Here is a 17,594-nt window from a genome sequence, read left to right on the forward strand (position 1 = left end):
ATCACCCCGCCATCCACATCGAATTTTCAGCATTTCATCTCCAAGACGAGGTGAACCCTAGCCTCATCGGGAGAGCATCGATGTCCTCGCTGCGAAGCCACCTGTTCTGGATACTCGTCACGCTGCTGCTGGCGGTGCCGACATCGGCCTGGTCGGCCGACTACCCCGCCCGCCCGATCACGCTGGTGGTGCCTTACGGCGCCGGCGGCACCACCGATATCTCGGCGCGCCAGCTGGCCAAGCTGGCAGAACCGTTACTGGGTCAGCCGGTCGTGATCGAGAACCGCCCCGGCGGCGGTGGCGTCAACGCGATGCGCGCAGTCTCCCGCGCCGCCGCGGACGGTTACACCCTGATCGCCACCACCTCCTCGCCGACCTTCGTGACACCCGCACTGCGCCGGGTCGGCTATGACCCGCTGCACGATTTTCTGCCGCTGCTGAACTACTCCGGGCCTTACCATGGCGTGCTGGTGAGTGCAGACAGCCCCTATCACAGCCTCGCAGCGCTACTGGCGGCCGCAGAGGATGGCAAGCGGCTCAGCTACGCCACCGCCGGCGCCCTGAGTGGCGCGCGTCTGGCGTTCACCCAGCTCGCCCGCGAGACCGGGGCCCAGCTCCAGCACGTACCGTTCGACGGCGCTTCCGGAGCAACGGCGGCCCTGCTCGGCCAGCACGTCGATATCGCTCTGGTGCCCGCCTATCGCGATCTGGTCAAGGATGGGCGGCTACGCCTGCTGGCAGTGCTCGATGATCAGGCCGATCCCGACTTCCCCGAGGTGCCGACGCTCGAGCAGGCAGGCTACGACATTCAGTTTCCCTCGATCGTGGCCCTGATGCTGCCCCGTGGCGTGGCGGCGGAACGGGCCGAGACGCTGCGACGCGCCTTCACCGAAGCGGCCTTATCGCCCGCGTTCGCCAAGGTGATGACCAAGCTCAATCAGCCGGTGCGGGTGCTGCCCGGGCCGGCGCTAGAAGCGGTGATCGAGAAGAATCTGCACGCCTACCAACGACTGGCCGAGGCCTTGAAGCGATGAGCGTCGAACACTCCACGTCCACCCCGCCCGGCGCTTCTCGTCACGGTCTCCAGACCCTGGTCTGCAGCGCCATTCTGGGCCTCGCCGCCTGCGGGCTGCTGACGCTCCAGGCGCAGGTCACGGTGTTCGATTTCGGCGATCCCGGCCCCGATGCCCGCTTCTTCCCTCGGCTGGTGCTGTGGCTGCTGATTCTGGTCGCCGGGCTACGCCTATGGCGCTATCGCCGCACGCCCGACAGCGCACTCGGCGCCGCCGCGGGCTGGGCCCGAGCGCTGGCCGCCACGCTGCTGGTAGCCGCGGCGATCGCGGCGATGAATACGCTCGGCTTCGTCGTCAGCGTGGCCGCGGTCGGCATCGTGTTGGCCTGGCTACTAGGGGAACGACGCCTGCGCTTCAGCGTGGCCCTGCCCCTGGGGGTGGCACTGGCGATCGCCTGGGTCGCGCGCCACGGGCTGCACCTGCCGCTGCCCTGAAGGGCGCGGCAAGACATCTCTACAGCCCCTGACCGGCAAGCCCACGACCTTTACCCACAGACCCTTTCGAGAGACCCGGCCCATGCTGCTCGATGCTTTCCACGCGCTGCTCGATGTCTGGGTGCTGATCGCCGCCCTGTGTGGCGTCGCCATCGGCATCGTGATCGGGGCCATCCCCGGCCTCGGCCCGACCCTGGCCATCGCCCTGCTGATTCCGGTGACCTTCACCCTGTCGCCTATCCCCGCCATCATTCTGCTGCTGGGGGTCTATCAGGGAGCGATCTTCGGTGGCTCGATCTCGGCGATCCTGCTCAATGTGCCCGGGACGCCGTCGTCTGCCGCCACCGCGCTGGATGGCCACGCCATGGCGCGTCAGGGGCGCGCCGGCGAAGCCCTGCGCATCGCTCTCTACGCCAGCGTGTTCGGTAACGTCTTCAGCTGTCTGGTGTTGATTCTGCTGGCCCAGCCGCTGGCGTCGCTGGCACTGGATTTCGGCCCCGCGCAGATGAGCGCCCTGATGATCTTCGCGCTCGCCATCATCGTGCTGTTCGGCGGCGGCTCGATGCTCGATGCGGCGTTGATGACGCTGGTCGGCGTCGCTGCCGGCATCGTCGGGCTGGACCCGATCGAAGGCTTGCCACGCTTCACCTTCGGCAGCTTCGCCGCTGAGGATGGCCTGGCGCTGATTCCGGTACTGATCGGCCTGTTCGCGATGTCCGAGGTCCTGCTGCAGGCCGTCGCCGGCAGGCAACAGGGCCCGGCCGAGCGCGGGATCGATGCCGTCTCGAGCCAAACCTCATCGCCACGTACGGTAGGCTGGCTGACCCTGTGGAAGATGCGCGTCACGCTGTTGATGTCGTCAGCGATCGGCACCTTCGTCGGCATCCTGCCGGGGATCGGTTCTACCGTGCCGGCGTTTGTCAGCTACGGCCTCGCCCGCTCGCGCTCGCGTCATGGTGCGCGCTTCGGCCACGGCGAACCCGAGGGCGTCGCCGCGCCCGAAGCCGCCAACAACGCCGTGACCGGCGGCGCCCTAGTGCCCATGCTGGCACTCGGCATACCCGGCGACGCGGTGACCGCAGTGATTCTGGGCGCCTTCATGCTGCAGGGCCTGACACCTGGCCCGTTCCTGTTTCAGCAGCATGGCGTCGAGGTATACGCGATCTTCGAAGCGCTGATCCTGCTGTCGATTCCCTGCATTCTGCTGGGTCTGGCGATGTTCCGTGGCGCGGTCCACGTGATCCGCATTCAGCCGCGCCATCTGTTCCCGATCATTGCCATGCTGGCAATCTTCGGCGCCTTCTCGGTCAACAACAGCCTGTTCGATGTCGCTGTCATGCTCGGGGCCGGCGTCGTCGGCTTCGTGCTGCGCCGGGCCGGATTCCCGCTACCACCGCTGCTGATCGGGCTGATCCTGGGGCCACCGCTGGAGCAGAGCCTGCGCCAGGCGCTTTTGACCAGCAGCGGCAGTGCCGCCATCTTCGTGCACTCGCCCATCGTCATGGGGCTGGCCGCCGTTACGCTGCTGTGCGTGCTGGGGGCGGTGTACCAGCGGTATCGCATCGCACGCCGGGAGAGAGCGGCATGAACGCGCCAGTGAGGCAGGCTCCCTATTGCGATTGCCACATCCATGTCTTCCCCCGTGAAGAGTCTTCCTGCGCCGCGTCCTCCCCCAGGAACGCCTATGCCAAGGCGGTGTATCAGCCGCCGCGCAAGGATATCGCCGATTTCGCCACCGAAGGCGCGGTCGACGGGATCGGCCGCGCGGTGCTCATCCAGGCCTCCATCGACGGCACCGATAACCGCTTTTTGCTCGAGACCCTGCAGCGCGCGCGGCTCGCAGGTAACGACCACGCCGCACCGCTAGCGCTGCGCGGCGTGGTCATGATCGACGAGCGCAGCGAGGGGCTGGCGAAGATGGCGGACGCTGGCGTGCGCGCCATTCGCGTGCAGGATCGCGCGCGCCTGGGCCACAACGACCTGGCACGCCTGCCCGCGCTGGCTGCGCGAGCGGCCACCCAGGATTGGCATGTCGAGCTCAATACCGAGCCCGAACGCTACGCCGCACTCGAAGCGCTGCTCCCCTCACTGCCCGGCGGGCAGGCGCTGGTACTGGATCATCTGGGCCATGTGACGCCCGGCGCCAGCGATGCGCTGAGCGGTCTCTATCGGCTGCTCGACAGCGGGCGGGTCTGGATCAAACTGGCGCCAACCCGGGTCAGCCGCCATGTCGGGCGCTACCACGATCTCAGCGAGCTGGTGCGCCAGCTCGCCGAGCGCTACCCGGAACGCTGCGTCTGGGGCAGCGACTGGCCCCATGTCATGACGTCGCCACCGCTCCCCACCTCCCGCGCCATGCTCGACTTTCTCGAGCGCGTTCTCACCCCCACCCAGCGCGACGCCTGTCTCACGCACAACCCCGCCACGCTCTATCGCTTTTGAGTGTCTGCCAGCGCGACGACAGCGCGCTGGCCACGATCCCTGTTGTCGCTACGACTACTGCTTTAGAGCTCATGTCCAAACCCTCTGATGATGGGCGCCAAGTAGTGAGCATCTGATAGACCAAAGCCGAATGGACACAACGCTGTTTCGGGAAATTAAAGGTGAAGATTTTCTGCATCTATTCATCAGAATTACACGCTTTAGACAGCAGTTATTTTCATGTTCAATTTCGCTACGAGCACACGCCATTGGTCGGAATAGACAGACAATGAAATCGTAAAAAATCCGACGAAAGTCGAAACCATTCAACACCCATCAATGACATCACACGATCGATATAGAGCATGACGTGGCGATGAATGGTGGGGCGATCAATGGCACTTTTTTCTCCCGATTATTCACGAGGAACATGAGATGCCTTCTCTCAAGCATTATCTGCTTTCCGGCCTGATCATTTTCGGCAGCACCGTCGCAGGCGGCGCGCAGGCCACCAACTGGACCGGGTATACCTATTCGTCGGTCTCCACCACTGCGGCGGTGAAAGGCATGGAACGTATCGCCGACCGGGTCGACAAGGAGACGGATGGCGATCTGTCGATCACCCTGCACCTGGGCAAGACGCTGCAGATCGCTTCCAGCGACATCACCCAGGCAACCGGAGATGGTATCGTCGACTTCGCCGCGGACCTCTATTTTTCCGGCAATGTCCCCATCGCGCGCATTCTCAACCTGCCACTGCTGATCAACAACGACGAGGAGTGGAACAAGGCCTACGCGGTGATGGCGCCCTATCTACAAAAGGGGTTCGACGCTCAGGGGGTGACCTATCTAGGTAGCTATCGCTATCCCCAGCAGGTCATCTTCACCACCTTCAAGATGGCTAGCCTGGACGACCTGGCAGATCACAAGATTCGCGTCACCTCGCCGGAGCAGGGTGCGTTCGTTGAGGTCTTCGGCGGCTCGCCGATCACGCTCTCCGGCTCCGAGGTGCCCACCGCGCTGGAGCGCGGCGTCATCGACGGTGTGCTGACCGCCAGCGCTGGCGGTGCCAAGAACTGGCACGAGTTCCTGCCATACAACTACCGCCTGCCGGTCAACTACGCCTACAGCGCCGTCATCGCCAATACCTCGGCCCATGCAGCGCTGGACGACGCCACCCGCCAGACGCTGGACCGCATCGTCAGCCAGGAGACGCAGCAGATCACGCAGGACTTCATCGTCGACGAGAAGGCCCAGAAGCAGCAGCAGGCGGATGCCGGCATGACGATCATCGAAGCCGATCCGGCCGATATCGAGCGCGCCGAGCAGAAGATGGCGCCGTGGTGGCGCGAGTGGGCCAAACAGGCGGGGCCGGAGCATGAAAAAGCGCTCGCTGAGGTCCTGCAGGCGCTCGGCAAGTCATCCCGGAGTGGATCATGAGCGGCATCGCCTCGCCTCCCTCCGCTGAACCGGCCTCGGCCGGTTCAGTGTTCGATATCATCGCCACCGGCGTGCGCTGTCTCGCCGGGCTGGGCCTGGTCATGCTGGTCATTCTGGTCAGCGCCGAGATCGTGTCGCGCTTCTTCTTCGCCTATTCGCTGCGCGTGGTCGAGGAGCTCGCGGGCTATATCGTCGTGGGTCTGACGCTGTTCGGCGCCGGTCTGGCCGTGAGGAAGAACACGCTATTCCAGGTCGGTTTTCTCTTCGACGCGCTGCCTCAGGGGGCGAGACGTCTCCTGAGCCTGGTCTATCTGACGCTCTCTCTGGCGGTGTGCGGTGTCCTGATCCATTACACGCTACAGCTGGTCGCAAGCTCATACACCCGCGGCAATGTCGCGCCGACCTTCCTGATGACCCCGCTGTGGATTCCCCAGCTACTGATCCCGCTGGGGCTGACCTTCATCGCCGTGTTCATCGTCGAACGCATGATCGTCACGCTACGTCAGGGAGGTACGGCGTGATGGATGCCTTGATCGCATTCGGCGTACTGCTGCTGTTGATCGTCGGCGGACTGTGGGTGCAGTTCGCCGTGGGTGCCGCCGCCCTCGTCTATCTATGGCTGATGAAGGGACTCGCCGGCTGGAAGGCACTGGGGCTGGTGAGCTGGGGCGCGGCCAATAGCTTCACCCTGGCGGCGATTCCGCTATTCATCCTGATGGCCGAGATTCTGCTGGCGAGTGGGCTCAGCGCGCGGCTCTACAACGGCATCGCGCCCTTCGTGCGCCGCCTGCCCGGCGGTCTGCTGCACACAAACATCGTCGGTAGCGGCGTCTTCGCGGCGGTGGCCGGCGGCAGTGCACCCACCGCGGCGGCGATGTCCACCGTAGCGCTACCGGCACTTTCGGCACGCGGCTACAACCGCCGTTTCGTGGCGGGTTCTCTGGCGGCCGGCGGCACCCTGGGCATCCTGATTCCGCCCTCGATCACCATGATCATCTACGCCACCTTCACCGAAACCTCCATCGCCCAGCTGTTTGCCGCCGGCCTGGTGCCCGGCATTCTGCTCGGCGCCTGCTACAGCCTGTTCATCATCGCGCGGGCGCTGGCCAAGCCTTCGCTGGTGCCCAGGGACACCCAGCCCCGTTCACTGGCCGATTATCTGCGCGCCGCCGCGGATGTGCTGCCCTTCACGATCTTGATCGTCTTCATTCTGGGCAGCATCTACGCCGGCATCGCCACACCGACCGAAGCCGGCGCGCTGGGCGTTGTCGGTGCCGTCGTGATCTCGGCGCTGTATCGTCGACTCAATCCATCGATGCTCAAGACGGCACTGTCGCGCACCCTGACCATGAGCGGCAATGTGCTGTTCATCGTCTTCATTTCGATGATCTTCGCCTACGCCACCGCGCTCTCCGGCGTCGGCCAAGCGCTGGTCGACCGCGTCGCCGACGCCGGCCTGTCGCAGGTCTCGCTACTGCTGATCCTGATGGTGGTATTCGCCATTCTGGGTTGCTTCATGGAAGGGCTCGGCATGATCGCGATCATCGTTCCGGTGATCTTCCCGACCCTGATGGCGATGGGCGTCGATCCGGTCTGGTTCGGCGTCTTCGTGGTCATTCTGGTCGAGCTCGGACAGCTGACACCGCCGCTCGGGGTGATTCTGTTCGTGGTCGCCAGTTCCGATGCGCAGACCCGGGTCGAAGACGTGATCCTGGGCGTGCTCCCATTCTTCGCCATCATCCTGGCGTTTCTCGTACTGCTCATCGCGCTGCCCGACATCGCGCTGTGGCTCCCACATCTGACCGCCGGAGGTTGACCCATGGCCTTTCCGCATTCCGACCCCGTGCTGATCGAGGCGCAGGTCTTCACCACCCTGCCGGCGTCACTCCGGCGCACCGGGGAGCCCTCGGACTGGGCGACCAAGAACCGCCGCGGCGCCGCCGTCGACAGCTTCATCGAAGGCCCCTCCTTCGATCGCGAAGGCAATCTGTGGTTCGTCGACATCCCCTTCGGGCGCATTCTGCGCGCCTCGCCCACCGGGGAGGTGGAACAGGTCGTCGTCTATGATGGCCAGCCCAACGGGCTCAAGATCGATGCCCACGGGCGTATCTTCATCGCCGATTTCAAGAACGGCATCATGCAGCTCGACCCGGACAAGGGCCGCATCAGCACGGCCCTCGGCGACGCCGACTCGGAGCGCTTCAAGGGCTGCAACGACCTGCATATAGGCCCCGACGGGGCGATCTATTTCACCGACCAGGGACAGACCGGACTGCACGACCCCAGCGGACGCGTCTATCGCTGGACACCCGATGAGCAGCGGCTGGAGTGCCTGATCGACAACGTGCCCAGCCCCAACGGACTGGTGCTGGACCGTAGCGGCCACACTCTCTATCTCGCGGTGACACGTGCCAATGCGGTGTGGCGGCTGCCGCTGTCGCCGAGCCAGCGGGTGGTCAAGGCGGGGCTCTTCCTGCAGTTCTCCGGCGGCCGTGCCGGCCCGGACGGCCTGGCCCTGACACGCGACAATGGGGTCGTGGTGTGCCAGACCGGCATGGGGCTGGTATGGGTCCACGACGCGCTCGGCGTGCCCATCGCCGTGGTCAAGTCGCCGACCGGGCTGGGGACCACCAACTGCGCCTTCGGAGGCCCCGAGGGGCGTACGCTCTATATCACCGAGTCGGACTCCGGCTCGATCCTGCGCGCCGAGCTGCCGGTGGCCGGCTACCCGATGGCCTCGGGTTGGGGTGGATAGGGTCGAGGTGAATAGGATTGGTGAGGATAAGGCCGGGCTGAATGGCGTCAGGGGTAGCTCACCCCAGCAGCAGATCGCCCTCGACGGGAATGAACTGACTCGCCGCGTTGATGAGCGAGTGCGCGGTGAGCTTGGGCACGCCGTAGACTTCGACCCGCTTGCCGTGGACCTCGCGGATCTTGCGCGCCAGCAGGTCGAAATCGCCATCGCCGGAGACCAGCACCACGACGTCCGCCCGGGCCGCGTACTCGATGGCATCGAGGGTGATGCCCACGTCCCAGTCGCCCTTGGCGGAGCCGTCCGCGCGCTGGATGAACGGCTTCAGCTTCACCTCGAAGCCGATGCTGCGCAGGGTGTTCTGAAAGCCGCGCTGCTTGGGATCGCCGCGGTCGGTGGCGTAGCAGCGCGCGGTCAGCACCTCGCGGCCCGCCGTCGCTTTCGCCCAGAAGCGGCGATAGTCGAACTGCTTGGCGTAGGCGTCGCGGGTGGTGTAGTAGACGTTCTGGGTGTCGACGAAGATCGCGACCGTGGTCATGGGGCAGGATTTCCAGAGACGGCCGAGCGCCGGCGACTTTTCGTACACACTCTAGCGAACCAAAACGCGTCGGCGAGCCGTTTCCGGGCCGCCGACGTCGAACTCGCTACGGCCGAACCTAGCGGGCGAGTTCCTGGCGCACGATCGCCGCCCCAGCGCTCAAAGCCTTCAGCTTGCCCTGCGCGACCTGGCGAGACAAGGGCGTCATGCCGCAGTTGGTGCAGGGGTAGAGCTTGTCGGCATCGACGAACTGCAGCGCCTTGCGCAGGGTCGCGGCGACCTCTTCCGGCGTTTCGATGGTGTTGGTGGCCACGTCGATCGCCCCGACCATCACCTTCTTGCCGCGGATCAGCTCGATCAGTTCCATCGGCACATGGGAGTTCTGGCACTCCAGCGAGACGATATCGATGTTCGACGCCTGCAGCTTGGGGAAGATCTCTTCGTACTGGCGCCACTCCGAGCCCAGGGTCTTCTTCCAGTCGGTGTTGGCCTTGATGCCGTAGCCGTAGCAGATATGCACGCCGGTCTCGCACTCGACCCCTTCGATGGCTTTCTCCAGGGCGGCAATGCCCCAGTCGTTCACCTCGTCGAAGAAGACGTTGAAGGCGGGCTCATCGAACTGAATGATATCCACGCCGGCCGCCGCCAGGTCGCGGGCTTCCTGGTTGAGGATCTTGGCGAACTCCCAGGCCAGCTTTTCGCGACTCTTGTAGTGGCCATCATAGAGCGTATCGACCATGGTCATGGGCCCGGGCAGCGCCCACTTGATCGGCTGGTCGGTCTGCTGGCGCAGGAACTTGGCATCCTCGACGAAGACCGGCTTCTCACGCGCCACGGGGCCGACCACAGAAGGTACGCTGGCGTCGTAACGATCGCGGATCTTGACGATCTCGCGCTGCTCGAAATCGACGCCGCTCAAGTGCTCGATGAAGGTGGTGACGAAGTGCTGGCGAGTCTGCTCGCCGTCACTGACGATATCGATACCGGCCCGCTGCTGGTCGTGCAGGGAGACCCGCAGTGCGTCCCGCTTGCCCTCGGCCAGTTCCTCGTCCTGCAGTTTCCACGGCGACCAGAGCGTCTTGGGCTGGGCCAGCCAGGCGGGCTTGGGCAGGCTACCGGCGGTCGATGTGGGCAACAGAGTCTTCATGCAAAAATGACCTTCATAACGGGTTGAGCAAAGAGTGTGGTTGTAACGGGCTGATCAAAAAGCGTCGCTTAAACGGATCGATCCATTGGCACGAGTCGGTCAAAAAGAGTAGCTGGCCGACCACTGCTCGAGCACCTGGCGATAGGGCTTGATGAAGTGCCGCTCGGTGAACTTGCCCTGCTCGACGGCGAGCTGGCTGCGCTCTTCACGATCGTAGACGATGCGCGTCAGCGAGTAGTCCTGATGCTCCAGGCTCGGCTGGTAGATCTTGCCGGCGACCGAGTTGGCGTTGTAGATCTCGGGGCGGTAGATCTTCTGGAACGTCTCCATGGTGCTGATGGCGCTGATCAGTTCGAGATCGCTGTAGTCGGCCAGCAGATCGCCCGAGAAGTAGAACGCCAGCGGCGCGACGGCATGCGGCGGCATGAAGTAGCGCACCTCGAGCCCCATCTTGCCGAAGTAGAAGTCCGTCAGCGAGGAGTCGTCGTTTTCATACTCCACGCCCAGCACCGGATGGCGATTGTCGGTCTGGCGATAGACCTTGCTGTTGGAGACGCTGAGGCAGATGACCGGCGCCTTGCTGAAGGAAGCCCGGTAGGCGTCGGACTCGACGAAGCGCTTGAACAGCTTGCCGTGCAGATCGCCGAAGCCTTCCGGGATGCCGAACTCGGCACGATCACGGTTGTGCTCCGACAGCCACACGCTGAAGTCGTAGTCGCGCACGTAGGAGGAGAAGTTGTTCCCCACCATGCCCGGAATACGCTTGCCGGTGTGCTTGTCGATGATCGTCGTCTTGAGCATTTCGATCGCCGGGAAGGTGTCGTCCTCGTCCTCGGCCCCCACGCTCAGCTCGCCGGTGATGATGTCGAGCTCTACGGCGTAGCGATCCGCCCTGGGGTTGTCCCAATGCGCCAGCGCATTGAAGCGGTTGTCGATCATCGTCAGCGCATTGCGCAGGTTCTCCTCGCGCCGCTCCCCTCGCGCCAGGTTGGCGAAATTGGTGGTGGTGCGCGTGTTCTCGGCCGGGCGATAGTTTTCGTCGAACCGCACGCTCTTGATATCGAATGTGAAATCGTGACTCATCGCGAAAGCACCCTGTTGGTCGAGATGTTGGTCGAGCTATTGGTCAAGAGAGCCGCTGGCGCCCTGAGAAGCCCAACGTCCGTCAATGCCATTACCGTGTCTGGCGTCTCCGCGACAGGCACCTGGGCGCCTGCCGTCGAAGCGATGTGCTATTTATGCCAGAGTGGCTGGATGCATGAAAAGCGATAAGAATTCAGCTCAAGATGAATCACACTCATGAAGAGCGCGGGCTCGCGACGATAAAGCGCCTTGGCGCCTGTCACGCCAGCGGATATCCGGATCAGCACCCACAAAAAAGGGCGTGCCTTGGCACGCCCCAAGCAGCCGTTCGCTGACGCACTCAACTCGCCATGTCGAGCACCACCCGCCCTTCGATCTTCCCAGCGATCATGCGATCGAAGACGGCGTTGATGTTCTCCAGCTTGTCGGCATGCACCGTGGCCTTCACCTTGCCCTCGCCGGCGAAGTCCAGCGCTTCCTGCAGGTCGAGCCGGGTGCCGACGATCGAACCGCGCACCGTGGTGCCGTTGAGCACCATGTCGAAGATCGACAGCGGAAAGTCCCCCGGCGGCAGGCCGTTGAGCGCCACCGTACCGCCACGGCGGACCATGCCCAGCGCCTGCTCGAAGGCCTTGGGCGAGACCGCGGTGACCAGCGCGCCGTGGGCACCGCCGATCGCCTGCTTGAGATAGGCGGCAGGGTCATGCTGCTTGGCGTTGACGGTGACCGTGGCGCCGAGGCGCTCGGCCAGCGCCAGCTTGGTGTCGTCGATATCCACCGCGGCGACGTTGAGGCCCATCGCCTTGGCGTACTGCACCGCCATGTGGCCGAGGCCGCCGATGCCCGAGATCGCCACCCACTGCCCCGGGCGGGTATCGGTCATCTTCAACCCCTTGTAGACCGTCACGCCGGCACACAGTACCGGGGCGATCTCCAGGAAATCGACGTTATCGGGAATGCGACCGACATAGTCGGCCTGGGCCAGCGTATAGCCGGCGAAGCCGCCATTGACCGAGTAGCCGGTATTTTGTTGGGACTCGCACAATGTCTCCCAGCCGCCGAGACAGTGCTCGCAGTGGCCACAGGCGGAATAGAGCCAGGGGATGCCGACCCGGTCACCCTCCTTGACGTGCGTGACCCCCGCGCCCACCGCCACCACGTGGCCGACACCTTCATGGCCGGGGATGAACGGCGGTTCGGGCTTCACCGGCCAGTCGCCGTGGGCGGCGTGCAGGTCGGTATGACAGACACCCGAAGCAGCGATCTTGACCAGCAGTTCACCGGGGCCCGGACGCGGCACCGGCACTTCTTCGATGACCAGAGGTTCGCCAAAGGCACGAACCACGGCGGCTTGCATCGTGGAATCCATGACAGCCTCCTTGGGTTTTCTTGTTGGAGAGGTTTTCTTATTGAAGAACGGGGCCGGCCAGGCAGCCGGCCCCGCGGGGCGCCCGTCTTTGTCAGACGGTCAGACGGTTACTAGAAGCTGTCTGAGAAGTCGACGAGCGAAGGCAAGACGAGGCAAAAATCGGCGAAGACGGACCGGGCTGGCGCTCCAGTTTACGGGGTGTAAATGAGCATATTACTCGCTCCGCTCGCCCTTCGGGCCGTCCTACGGACGTTCTGAACGTTGTTCAGTGAGCCGATTTTTAACGCGGTATTGCCGAGCGCAGTCCTTATCAGACAGGTTCTAGAAGAAGCCCATCGGATTGATGTCATAGCTCACCAACAGATTCTTGGTCTGCTGGTAATGCTCCAGCGCCACCTTGTGGGTCTCGCGGCCGATGCCGGACTTCTTGTAGCCACCGAAGGCGGCATGCGCCGGGTACTGGTGGTAGCAGTTGGTCCATACGCGCCCGGCCTGAATGCCCCGGCCCATGCGGAAGGCGACATTCATGTCGCGGGTCCACACCCCGGCACCGAGACCGAATTCGGTGTCGTTGGCGATCGCCAGCGCCTCGGCTTCGTCCTTGAAGGTGGTCACGCCGACCACCGGGCCGAATATCTCCTCCTGGAAGACGCGCATCTTGTTGTTGCCCTTGAGCAGGGTCGGCTGGATGTAGTAACCCCGGCCGAAGGCGCCCTCCAGGCTCTCCTTGCCACCGCCGGTGAGGAACTCGGCGCCCTCTTCGCGGGCCACGTCCATGTAGGAGAGGATCTTGTCGTACTGCTCCTGGCTGGCCTGGGCGCCCACCTGGACGTCGGTATCCAGCGGGTTGCCGCGCTTGATCGCCTTGGTGCGCTCGATCACCTTGGCCATGAAGGCGTCGTACATCGACTCCTGGATCAGCGCGCGTGACGGGCAGGTACACACCTCGCCCTGGTTGAGGAAGGCCAGCACAAGCCCTTCGACCGCCTTGTCGATGAACTCCGGCTCGGCGTTCATGATGTCGGCGAAGTAGACGTTGGGCGACTTGCCGCCGAGTTCGACGGTGGAGGGGATGATGTTCTCGGCGGCGCACTTGAGGATGTGCGAGCCGACCGGGGTCGAGCCGGTGAAAGCGATCTTGGCGATCCGCTTGCTGGTGGCCAGCGCCTGGCCGACCTCTTCGCCGTAGCCGTTGACGATATTGACCACGCCGGGCGGCAGCAGATCGCCGATCAGCTCCATCACCTTGAGGATCGAGGCCGGGGTCTGCTCGGCGGGCTTGAGCACCACGCAGTTGCCCGCCGCCAGCGCCGGGGCGAGCTTCCACACCGCCATCAGGATGGGGAAGTTCCAGGGGATGATCTGCCCCACCACACCCAGCGGCTCATGGAAGTGATAAGCCACGGTGTTGGCGTCGATATCGGCCGCGGTGCCTTCCTGGGCGCGGATGCAGCCGGCGAAGTAGCGGAAGTGATCCACCGCCAGCGGCAGGTCGGCGTTGAGCGTCTCGCGCACCGCCTTGCCGTTGTCCCAGGTCTCGGCGACGGCGAGCATTTCCAGATTCTGCTCGATACGGTCGGCGATCTTGAGCAGCAGGTTGCTGCGCTCGGCGACCGAGGTCTTGCCCCAGTCCGGGGCGGCGGCATGGGCGGCGTCCAGCGCCTTCTCGATATCCTCCGCGGTGGAGCGCGGGATCTCGCAGAACACCTCGCCGGTAACGGGGCTGATGTTCTCGAAGTACTGGCCCTTCACCGGCGCGACGAACTCACCGCCGATGTAGTTACCGTAACGCTTGTCGAAGCTGACGAGGGCGCCGTCGCTTCCGGGGTTGGCGTAAATCATGGCTGTGCTCCTGACGTTATCGTTATGCGTGACACAGATCGATTCTTGGTCACGACGCCAGGCTGCGACATACTCCTCAAGCAGGAAATCGTCTCCTCCCTTGGGAGGAGACGCCACCCCGGAGCCGACGCCATGTACACCTTGCTGGTTGCCGACGATCACCCGATGTTCCGTGAGGCCATGGTCGGTGCGATCGCCGCCGCCCTCCCAGAGAGCCGCGTGCTGGAAGCCGCGAGCCTGGCCCAGGCGATCGACCAGGCCGAGGCGCAGGAGGAGCTCGACCTGTTGCTGCTCGATCTGGCACTGCCGGACAGCGAGGGCCTGGCCGGCCTGCGCCGGCTGCGCGAGACGCTGCCGTGGCTGCCGGTGGCGATCCTCTCCGCCGAGCAGAGCCGCGATATCGTGCTCGAAGCGCTGGGGCTGGGCGCGGTGGGCTATCTGCCCAAGTCGACCCCGCGCGACGACCTGCTGGCGGCACTGCGCCAGATTCTCGCCGGCCAGGTCTACCTGCCGGCGGATATCCTGCGCCGCCCCACCGCCCGCCACGCGCCGACCGACGCCGCGACATCCGCCGCGCCCACCACACCTTCAACGAGGTCCGTGCCTTCAACGAGGGCCACGGCGTCAACGGTGGCCGCCCACGGCGACGCCCTCACCGACGGCCTTTCTCAGCTCACCGCCAAGCAGCTGCAGGTGCTGGCGTGTCTCAGCCGGGGGGAATCCAACAAGGCGATCGCCCGCGACCTGGCGATCGCCGAGACCACGGTCAAGAGCCATGTCTCGGCGATCCTGCGCAAGCTGGGGGTGAACAGCCGGGTGCAGGCGATTCTCACCGCCCAGACGCTGGATCTCGACGATCCTCGGTATCCGCCGCGCTAAGGGGCGCGGCTAAGAAGTGAGAGTGAGCAGCGACACCAACAGCATCTTCAAGCGCAGCGGCTTGACCGGCTTCAACAGGTAGGCGTAGCCGCGCTCGCGAATCCGCGCCTTGAGCGCCGCATCGTGATTGGCGGTGACCATCAGCACCGGCAGGCCGGGCCACTCGCGCTGGAGCTGCTCGGCCACCGCCAGGCCGTCATCGTCCGCCGCGTCGAGGTGGTAGTCGACCACCAGCAGGTCGGGCTTGGGCAGGTCCGCGGCAGCCTCGCGCAGTGCGGCCAGCGATAGCCCGCCCGCGATGCGACAGCCCCACCCCGAGAGCAGCGCGCGCATGCCTTCGAGCACCGCCGGGTCATCATCGACGATCCACACCTTCGCCCCGGCGAGCTGGTCATTGCCCGGCATCACCTCCGCCGGCGTCGCGGGGCGGGGCGCGCGGCAGGCGTAGGGCACGCGGACCGAGAAGGCCGAGCCCTGCCCCGGCCGCGAACGCAGAGTGATCGGGTGGCCCAGCATCGCGGCGATACGATCGACGATCGCCAGCCCCAGCCCCAGGCCGCGCTGTTCGCGGTCGAGCCCCGCCGCCGCACGCCGGAATTCGAGGAAGATCGCCTCGCGCTGATCGTCGGCGATCCCCGGCCCGGTGTCGCCGACCACGATCTCCAGCCCGTCGTGGCGCCGCCGGCAGCCCAACAGGACGTGCCCGGTGGAGGTGTAGCGGATGGCGTTGGTGAGAAAGTTGCGCACCACCCGCGCCAGCAGCTGCAGGTCGGAGTCGACCACCGCAGTGCTGCGCACGTAGTGCAGGGTCAGCCCCTGGGATTGCGCCACCTGGCGGTACTCCTCGGCCAGGGTATCGAGCAGCTCATCGGCGCCGAAGGCGGCGATATCCGGCTTGAGCACGCCGGCATCGAGCCGCGAGATATCCACCAGCGTGCCCAGCAGCGCCTCGACATCCTTGAGCGAGCGCCCGATCTGGCCGACCAGCGGCTTGGACGCCGCCGGCACCTCGTGCTCGTCGAGCGCGCTGGTGAACAGCCGCGCGGCGTTCAGCGGCTGCAACAGATCGTGGCTAACCGCGGCCAGAAAGCGGGTCTTCGACAGGTTGGCCGCCTCGGCCTCGCGCTTGGCTTCACGCAGGCGCGCTTCGGCGGCCACGCGGGTGGCGATCTCGTCGCGAAGCTGGTCATTGACCTGGCCCAGCTCGTCGAGGGTGCGGTGCAGCGCCTCGGTACGCTCGCGCACCTGCTCGGCCAGCAGCACGGCGTGCTCGAAGGCGGCATAGGGCGCGCCACCGGCGACCCCGCTCGACTCCACGCGCTCGATCAGCGCCGCGCAGGTCCGCCGCAGGCGGGCGTTCTCCTCGGCCAGCGCGCGCTCACGCTCGCTCGCCGGTTCCGCCGTCTCGGCACTCGGGGCGTCCAATAGCCACCCCGGTGAAGGTCTGGTTGATGTGCATCCCATGGTGCTGCTCTCCATAGGTGTTGAAGCCGACCGTGCGATGGCGCCGCAACACGTCTTCCGCCGCCGCGACCGTCTCCAGCGCCTCGATCTCCAGGCGACGCAGGAAGCAGTCGCAGCCGATCACCAGTGCCGGCGGCCCCAGGCGCGCTTCCAGCCCGGCGAACACTGTCTCGAGATCGTCGAGAATCGGCGCCGGGGTCATCGCGGTAAGCACGATGCCGTTCTCCACCGCGCAGTAGAAGGTCAGGCTGCCATCGGGATTGACGCGCTGGATCGAGCGCACGTAGTGCGCCTCGCCGATACGCACCGCCAGCGGATGCCGGGCGAAGTCGGTCTCGTCGAGCGCCTCGACCGGGCGCCCCACCAGCCGCGCATACTCCTCGGCGGCGGGGGCGGCGTTGAGTTCGAACACGGTGCGCCGCTGGCGGTCGGCGGCGGTGACCACCAGCTTCTCGCCCCGCGGTCGCAGATGGTGGGTGCTGAACACCTCGAACGGCAGCGGCGTATTGACCATCACCACCACCGCCGCCTGATCGTGAAAGCGCCCCTGGTGGAAAACATGGGTATGCGCCAGGCGATTGTCGTCACCGGCCGAACCGCCGAAGCTGGGGATGCTGCCCAGCGCCGCATCCAGCGTGGCCAGCACCTGCTCTTCACTGCTCGACAAACCATCGAGCAGGGTCAGCGCGAAGCTGTGCCCGGCGATTGGCGCCAGCGCCTGATGGCGGCACTCGTTGAGCAAGGTATCGGTCAGGCGCTGGGCGCGGATCAGATCGAAGTGCGCCAGATCGTCGATCAGGGCGGTCGACACGGCAAAATGCGCCCGGGGGAAACCGATCGCCACGATGCCGCCGCGGGCGTAACCGTTCGGCGTGATCTCCCCGGCGGTGGTGCAGCCGCTGACCGGCACGCCCTCGAAAGCGCCGGTCAGCGCCTCGCCGAGGGCCGCCAGCGGGTACTCGGCGCTGCAGAAGAACAGCACCGCGCCCAGGTGCGCCCCTGCCAGCGGTTCCGCCAACGCCAGTGCCAGTTCACGCGCGGCGCGCGCCGGGTCCGGCTCATGGCTACAGGCGGTGGGCAGCACCGCGGCGGGCGAAGAAGCGCCCGCCGGGCGGGTCACCGAAGGCGGCGTCGGCGCATCGAGCATGACGG

General features: G+C 65.5%; 16 protein-coding genes. 9 read left to right on the forward strand and 7 right to left on the reverse strand.

Annotated features, from left to right (window positions below; translation table 11 throughout):
• The first annotated feature begins 80 nt into the window (after window positions 1–80).
• The 8 genes from J0A90_RS06700 to J0A90_RS06735 all read left to right on the forward strand — a co-directional run bounded on the left by J0A90_RS06700 (window position 81) and on the right by J0A90_RS06735 (window position 8,123).
• Entirely contained in the window at window positions 81–1,034 is a 954-nt protein-coding gene (locus J0A90_RS06700) for a tripartite tricarboxylate transporter substrate binding protein (protein ID WP_207032839.1), read from the forward strand.
• Window positions 1,031–1,507: a tripartite tricarboxylate transporter TctB family protein gene (locus tag J0A90_RS06705; RefSeq protein ID WP_207032841.1), complete on the forward strand. Its 477-nt coding sequence runs from the start codon at window positions 1,031–1,033 to the stop codon at window positions 1,505–1,507. The genes J0A90_RS06700 and J0A90_RS06705 overlap by 4 nt, the downstream gene beginning before the upstream one ends.
• Before the next feature lie 82 nt (window positions 1,508–1,589).
• Entirely contained in the window at window positions 1,590–3,095 is a 1,506-nt protein-coding gene (locus tag J0A90_RS06710; protein WP_207032854.1) for a tripartite tricarboxylate transporter permease, read from the forward strand.
• Complete coding sequence (locus J0A90_RS06715) at window positions 3,092–3,949, forward strand: amidohydrolase (protein WP_207032865.1); 858 nt, start codon at window positions 3,092–3,094, stop codon at window positions 3,947–3,949. Before J0A90_RS06710 ends, J0A90_RS06715 begins: the two co-directional genes overlap by 4 nt.
• Window positions 3,950–4,363: 414 nt before the next feature.
• A complete protein-coding gene (dctP, locus tag J0A90_RS06720; protein ID WP_207032877.1) occupies window positions 4,364–5,368 on the forward strand; it encodes a TRAP transporter substrate-binding protein DctP in 1,005 nt (334 codons plus the stop codon).
• Window positions 5,365–5,889, forward strand: coding sequence for a TRAP transporter small permease (locus tag J0A90_RS06725; RefSeq protein WP_207032888.1), 525 nt, complete (start codon window positions 5,365–5,367; stop codon window positions 5,887–5,889). The genes dctP and J0A90_RS06725 overlap by 4 nt, the downstream gene beginning before the upstream one ends.
• Window positions 5,889–7,184 (forward strand): TRAP transporter large permease, encoded by a 1,296-nt coding sequence (locus J0A90_RS06730; RefSeq protein ID WP_207032890.1) that lies wholly within the window; start codon window positions 5,889–5,891, stop codon window positions 7,182–7,184. The genes J0A90_RS06725 and J0A90_RS06730 overlap by 1 nt, the downstream gene beginning before the upstream one ends.
• 3 nt (window positions 7,185–7,187) lie before the next feature.
• Complete coding sequence (locus J0A90_RS06735) at window positions 7,188–8,123, forward strand: SMP-30/gluconolactonase/LRE family protein (RefSeq protein ID WP_207032892.1); 936 nt, start codon at window positions 7,188–7,190, stop codon at window positions 8,121–8,123.
• Between the two features lie 58 nt (window positions 8,124–8,181).
• On the opposite strand, the gene J0A90_RS06740 is transcribed toward J0A90_RS06735, so the two are convergent.
• The 5 genes from J0A90_RS06740 to J0A90_RS06760 form a co-directional block, all read right to left on the reverse strand.
• Complete coding sequence (locus J0A90_RS06740) at window positions 8,182–8,658, reverse strand: NYN domain-containing protein (RefSeq protein ID WP_207032894.1); 477 nt, start codon at window positions 8,656–8,658, stop codon at window positions 8,182–8,184.
• A 118-nt stretch (window positions 8,659–8,776) separates the two neighbouring features.
• Window positions 8,777–9,805, reverse strand: coding sequence for a methionine synthase (locus tag J0A90_RS06745; protein ID WP_207032902.1), 1,029 nt, complete (start codon window positions 9,803–9,805; stop codon window positions 8,777–8,779).
• A gap of 99 nt (window positions 9,806–9,904) precedes the next feature.
• Entirely contained in the window at window positions 9,905–10,888 is a 984-nt protein-coding gene (locus J0A90_RS06750) for a DUF1852 domain-containing protein (protein ID WP_233076567.1), read from the reverse strand.
• 340 nt (window positions 10,889–11,228) lie between these two features.
• Window positions 11,229–12,257, reverse strand: coding sequence for an alcohol dehydrogenase AdhP (adhP, locus tag J0A90_RS06755; RefSeq protein WP_207032904.1), 1,029 nt, complete (start codon window positions 12,255–12,257; stop codon window positions 11,229–11,231).
• 321 nt (window positions 12,258–12,578) lie between these two features.
• Entirely contained in the window at window positions 12,579–14,099 is a 1,521-nt protein-coding gene (locus J0A90_RS06760; RefSeq protein WP_207032906.1) for an aldehyde dehydrogenase family protein, read from the reverse strand.
• A 132-nt stretch (window positions 14,100–14,231) separates the two neighbouring features.
• Here J0A90_RS06760 and J0A90_RS06765 point away from each other — a divergent pair, with 132 nt between their 5' ends.
• Complete coding sequence (locus tag J0A90_RS06765) at window positions 14,232–14,978, forward strand: response regulator transcription factor (RefSeq protein WP_207032908.1); 747 nt, start codon at window positions 14,232–14,234, stop codon at window positions 14,976–14,978.
• 9 nt (window positions 14,979–14,987) lie between these two features.
• On the opposite strand, the gene J0A90_RS06770 is transcribed toward J0A90_RS06765, so the two are convergent.
• On the reverse strand, window positions 14,988–16,403 hold the full coding sequence (locus J0A90_RS06770; protein ID WP_370635746.1) for a hybrid sensor histidine kinase/response regulator: 1,416 nt from the start codon (window positions 16,401–16,403) through the stop codon (window positions 14,988–14,990).
• A complete protein-coding gene (gene nosP / locus J0A90_RS06775; RefSeq protein WP_207032912.1) occupies window positions 16,357–17,589 on the reverse strand; it encodes a nitric oxide-sensing protein NosP in 1,233 nt (410 codons plus the stop codon). Before nosP ends, J0A90_RS06770 begins: the two co-directional genes overlap by 47 nt.
• Window positions 17,590–17,594: the final 5 nt, after the last annotated feature.

It is taken from the genome of Salinicola sp. DM10 (assembly GCF_017306975.2).
Classification (GTDB): Bacteria; Pseudomonadota; Gammaproteobacteria; order Pseudomonadales; family Halomonadaceae; genus Salinicola.

Excerpts from the sequence above, each read along its gene's own strand:
- J0A90_RS06700 (WP_207032839.1), top strand. The coding sequence starts at position 81 with ATGTCCTCGCTGCGAAGCCACCTGTTCTGGATACTCGTCACGCTGCTG.
- J0A90_RS06705 (WP_207032841.1), top strand. The coding sequence starts at position 1,031 with ATGAGCGTCGAACACTCCACGTCCACCCCGCCCGGCGCTTCTCGTCAC.
- J0A90_RS06710 (WP_207032854.1), top strand. The coding sequence starts at position 1,590 with ATGCTGCTCGATGCTTTCCACGCGCTGCTCGATGTCTGGGTGCTGATC.
- J0A90_RS06715 (WP_207032865.1), top strand. The coding sequence starts at position 3,092 with ATGAACGCGCCAGTGAGGCAGGCTCCCTATTGCGATTGCCACATCCAT.
- dctP (WP_207032877.1), top strand. The coding sequence starts at position 4,364 with ATGCCTTCTCTCAAGCATTATCTGCTTTCCGGCCTGATCATTTTCGGC.
- J0A90_RS06725 (WP_207032888.1), top strand. The coding sequence starts at position 5,365 with ATGAGCGGCATCGCCTCGCCTCCCTCCGCTGAACCGGCCTCGGCCGGT.
- J0A90_RS06730 (WP_207032890.1), top strand. The coding sequence starts at position 5,889 with ATGGATGCCTTGATCGCATTCGGCGTACTGCTGCTGTTGATCGTCGGC.
- J0A90_RS06735 (WP_207032892.1), top strand. The coding sequence starts at position 7,188 with ATGGCCTTTCCGCATTCCGACCCCGTGCTGATCGAGGCGCAGGTCTTC.
- J0A90_RS06740 (WP_207032894.1), bottom strand. The coding sequence starts at position 8,658 with ATGACCACGGTCGCGATCTTCGTCGACACCCAGAACGTCTACTACACC.
- J0A90_RS06745 (WP_207032902.1), bottom strand. The coding sequence starts at position 9,805 with ATGAAGACTCTGTTGCCCACATCGACCGCCGGTAGCCTGCCCAAGCCC.
- J0A90_RS06750 (WP_233076567.1), bottom strand. The coding sequence starts at position 10,888 with ATGAGTCACGATTTCACATTCGATATCAAGAGCGTGCGGTTCGACGAA.
- adhP (WP_207032904.1), bottom strand. The coding sequence starts at position 12,257 with ATGGATTCCACGATGCAAGCCGCCGTGGTTCGTGCCTTTGGCGAACCT.
- J0A90_RS06760 (WP_207032906.1), bottom strand. The coding sequence starts at position 14,099 with ATGATTTACGCCAACCCCGGAAGCGACGGCGCCCTCGTCAGCTTCGAC.
- J0A90_RS06765 (WP_207032908.1), top strand. The coding sequence starts at position 14,232 with ATGTACACCTTGCTGGTTGCCGACGATCACCCGATGTTCCGTGAGGCC.
- nosP (WP_207032912.1), bottom strand. The coding sequence starts at position 17,589 with ATGCTCGATGCGCCGACGCCGCCTTCGGTGACCCGCCCGGCGGGCGCT.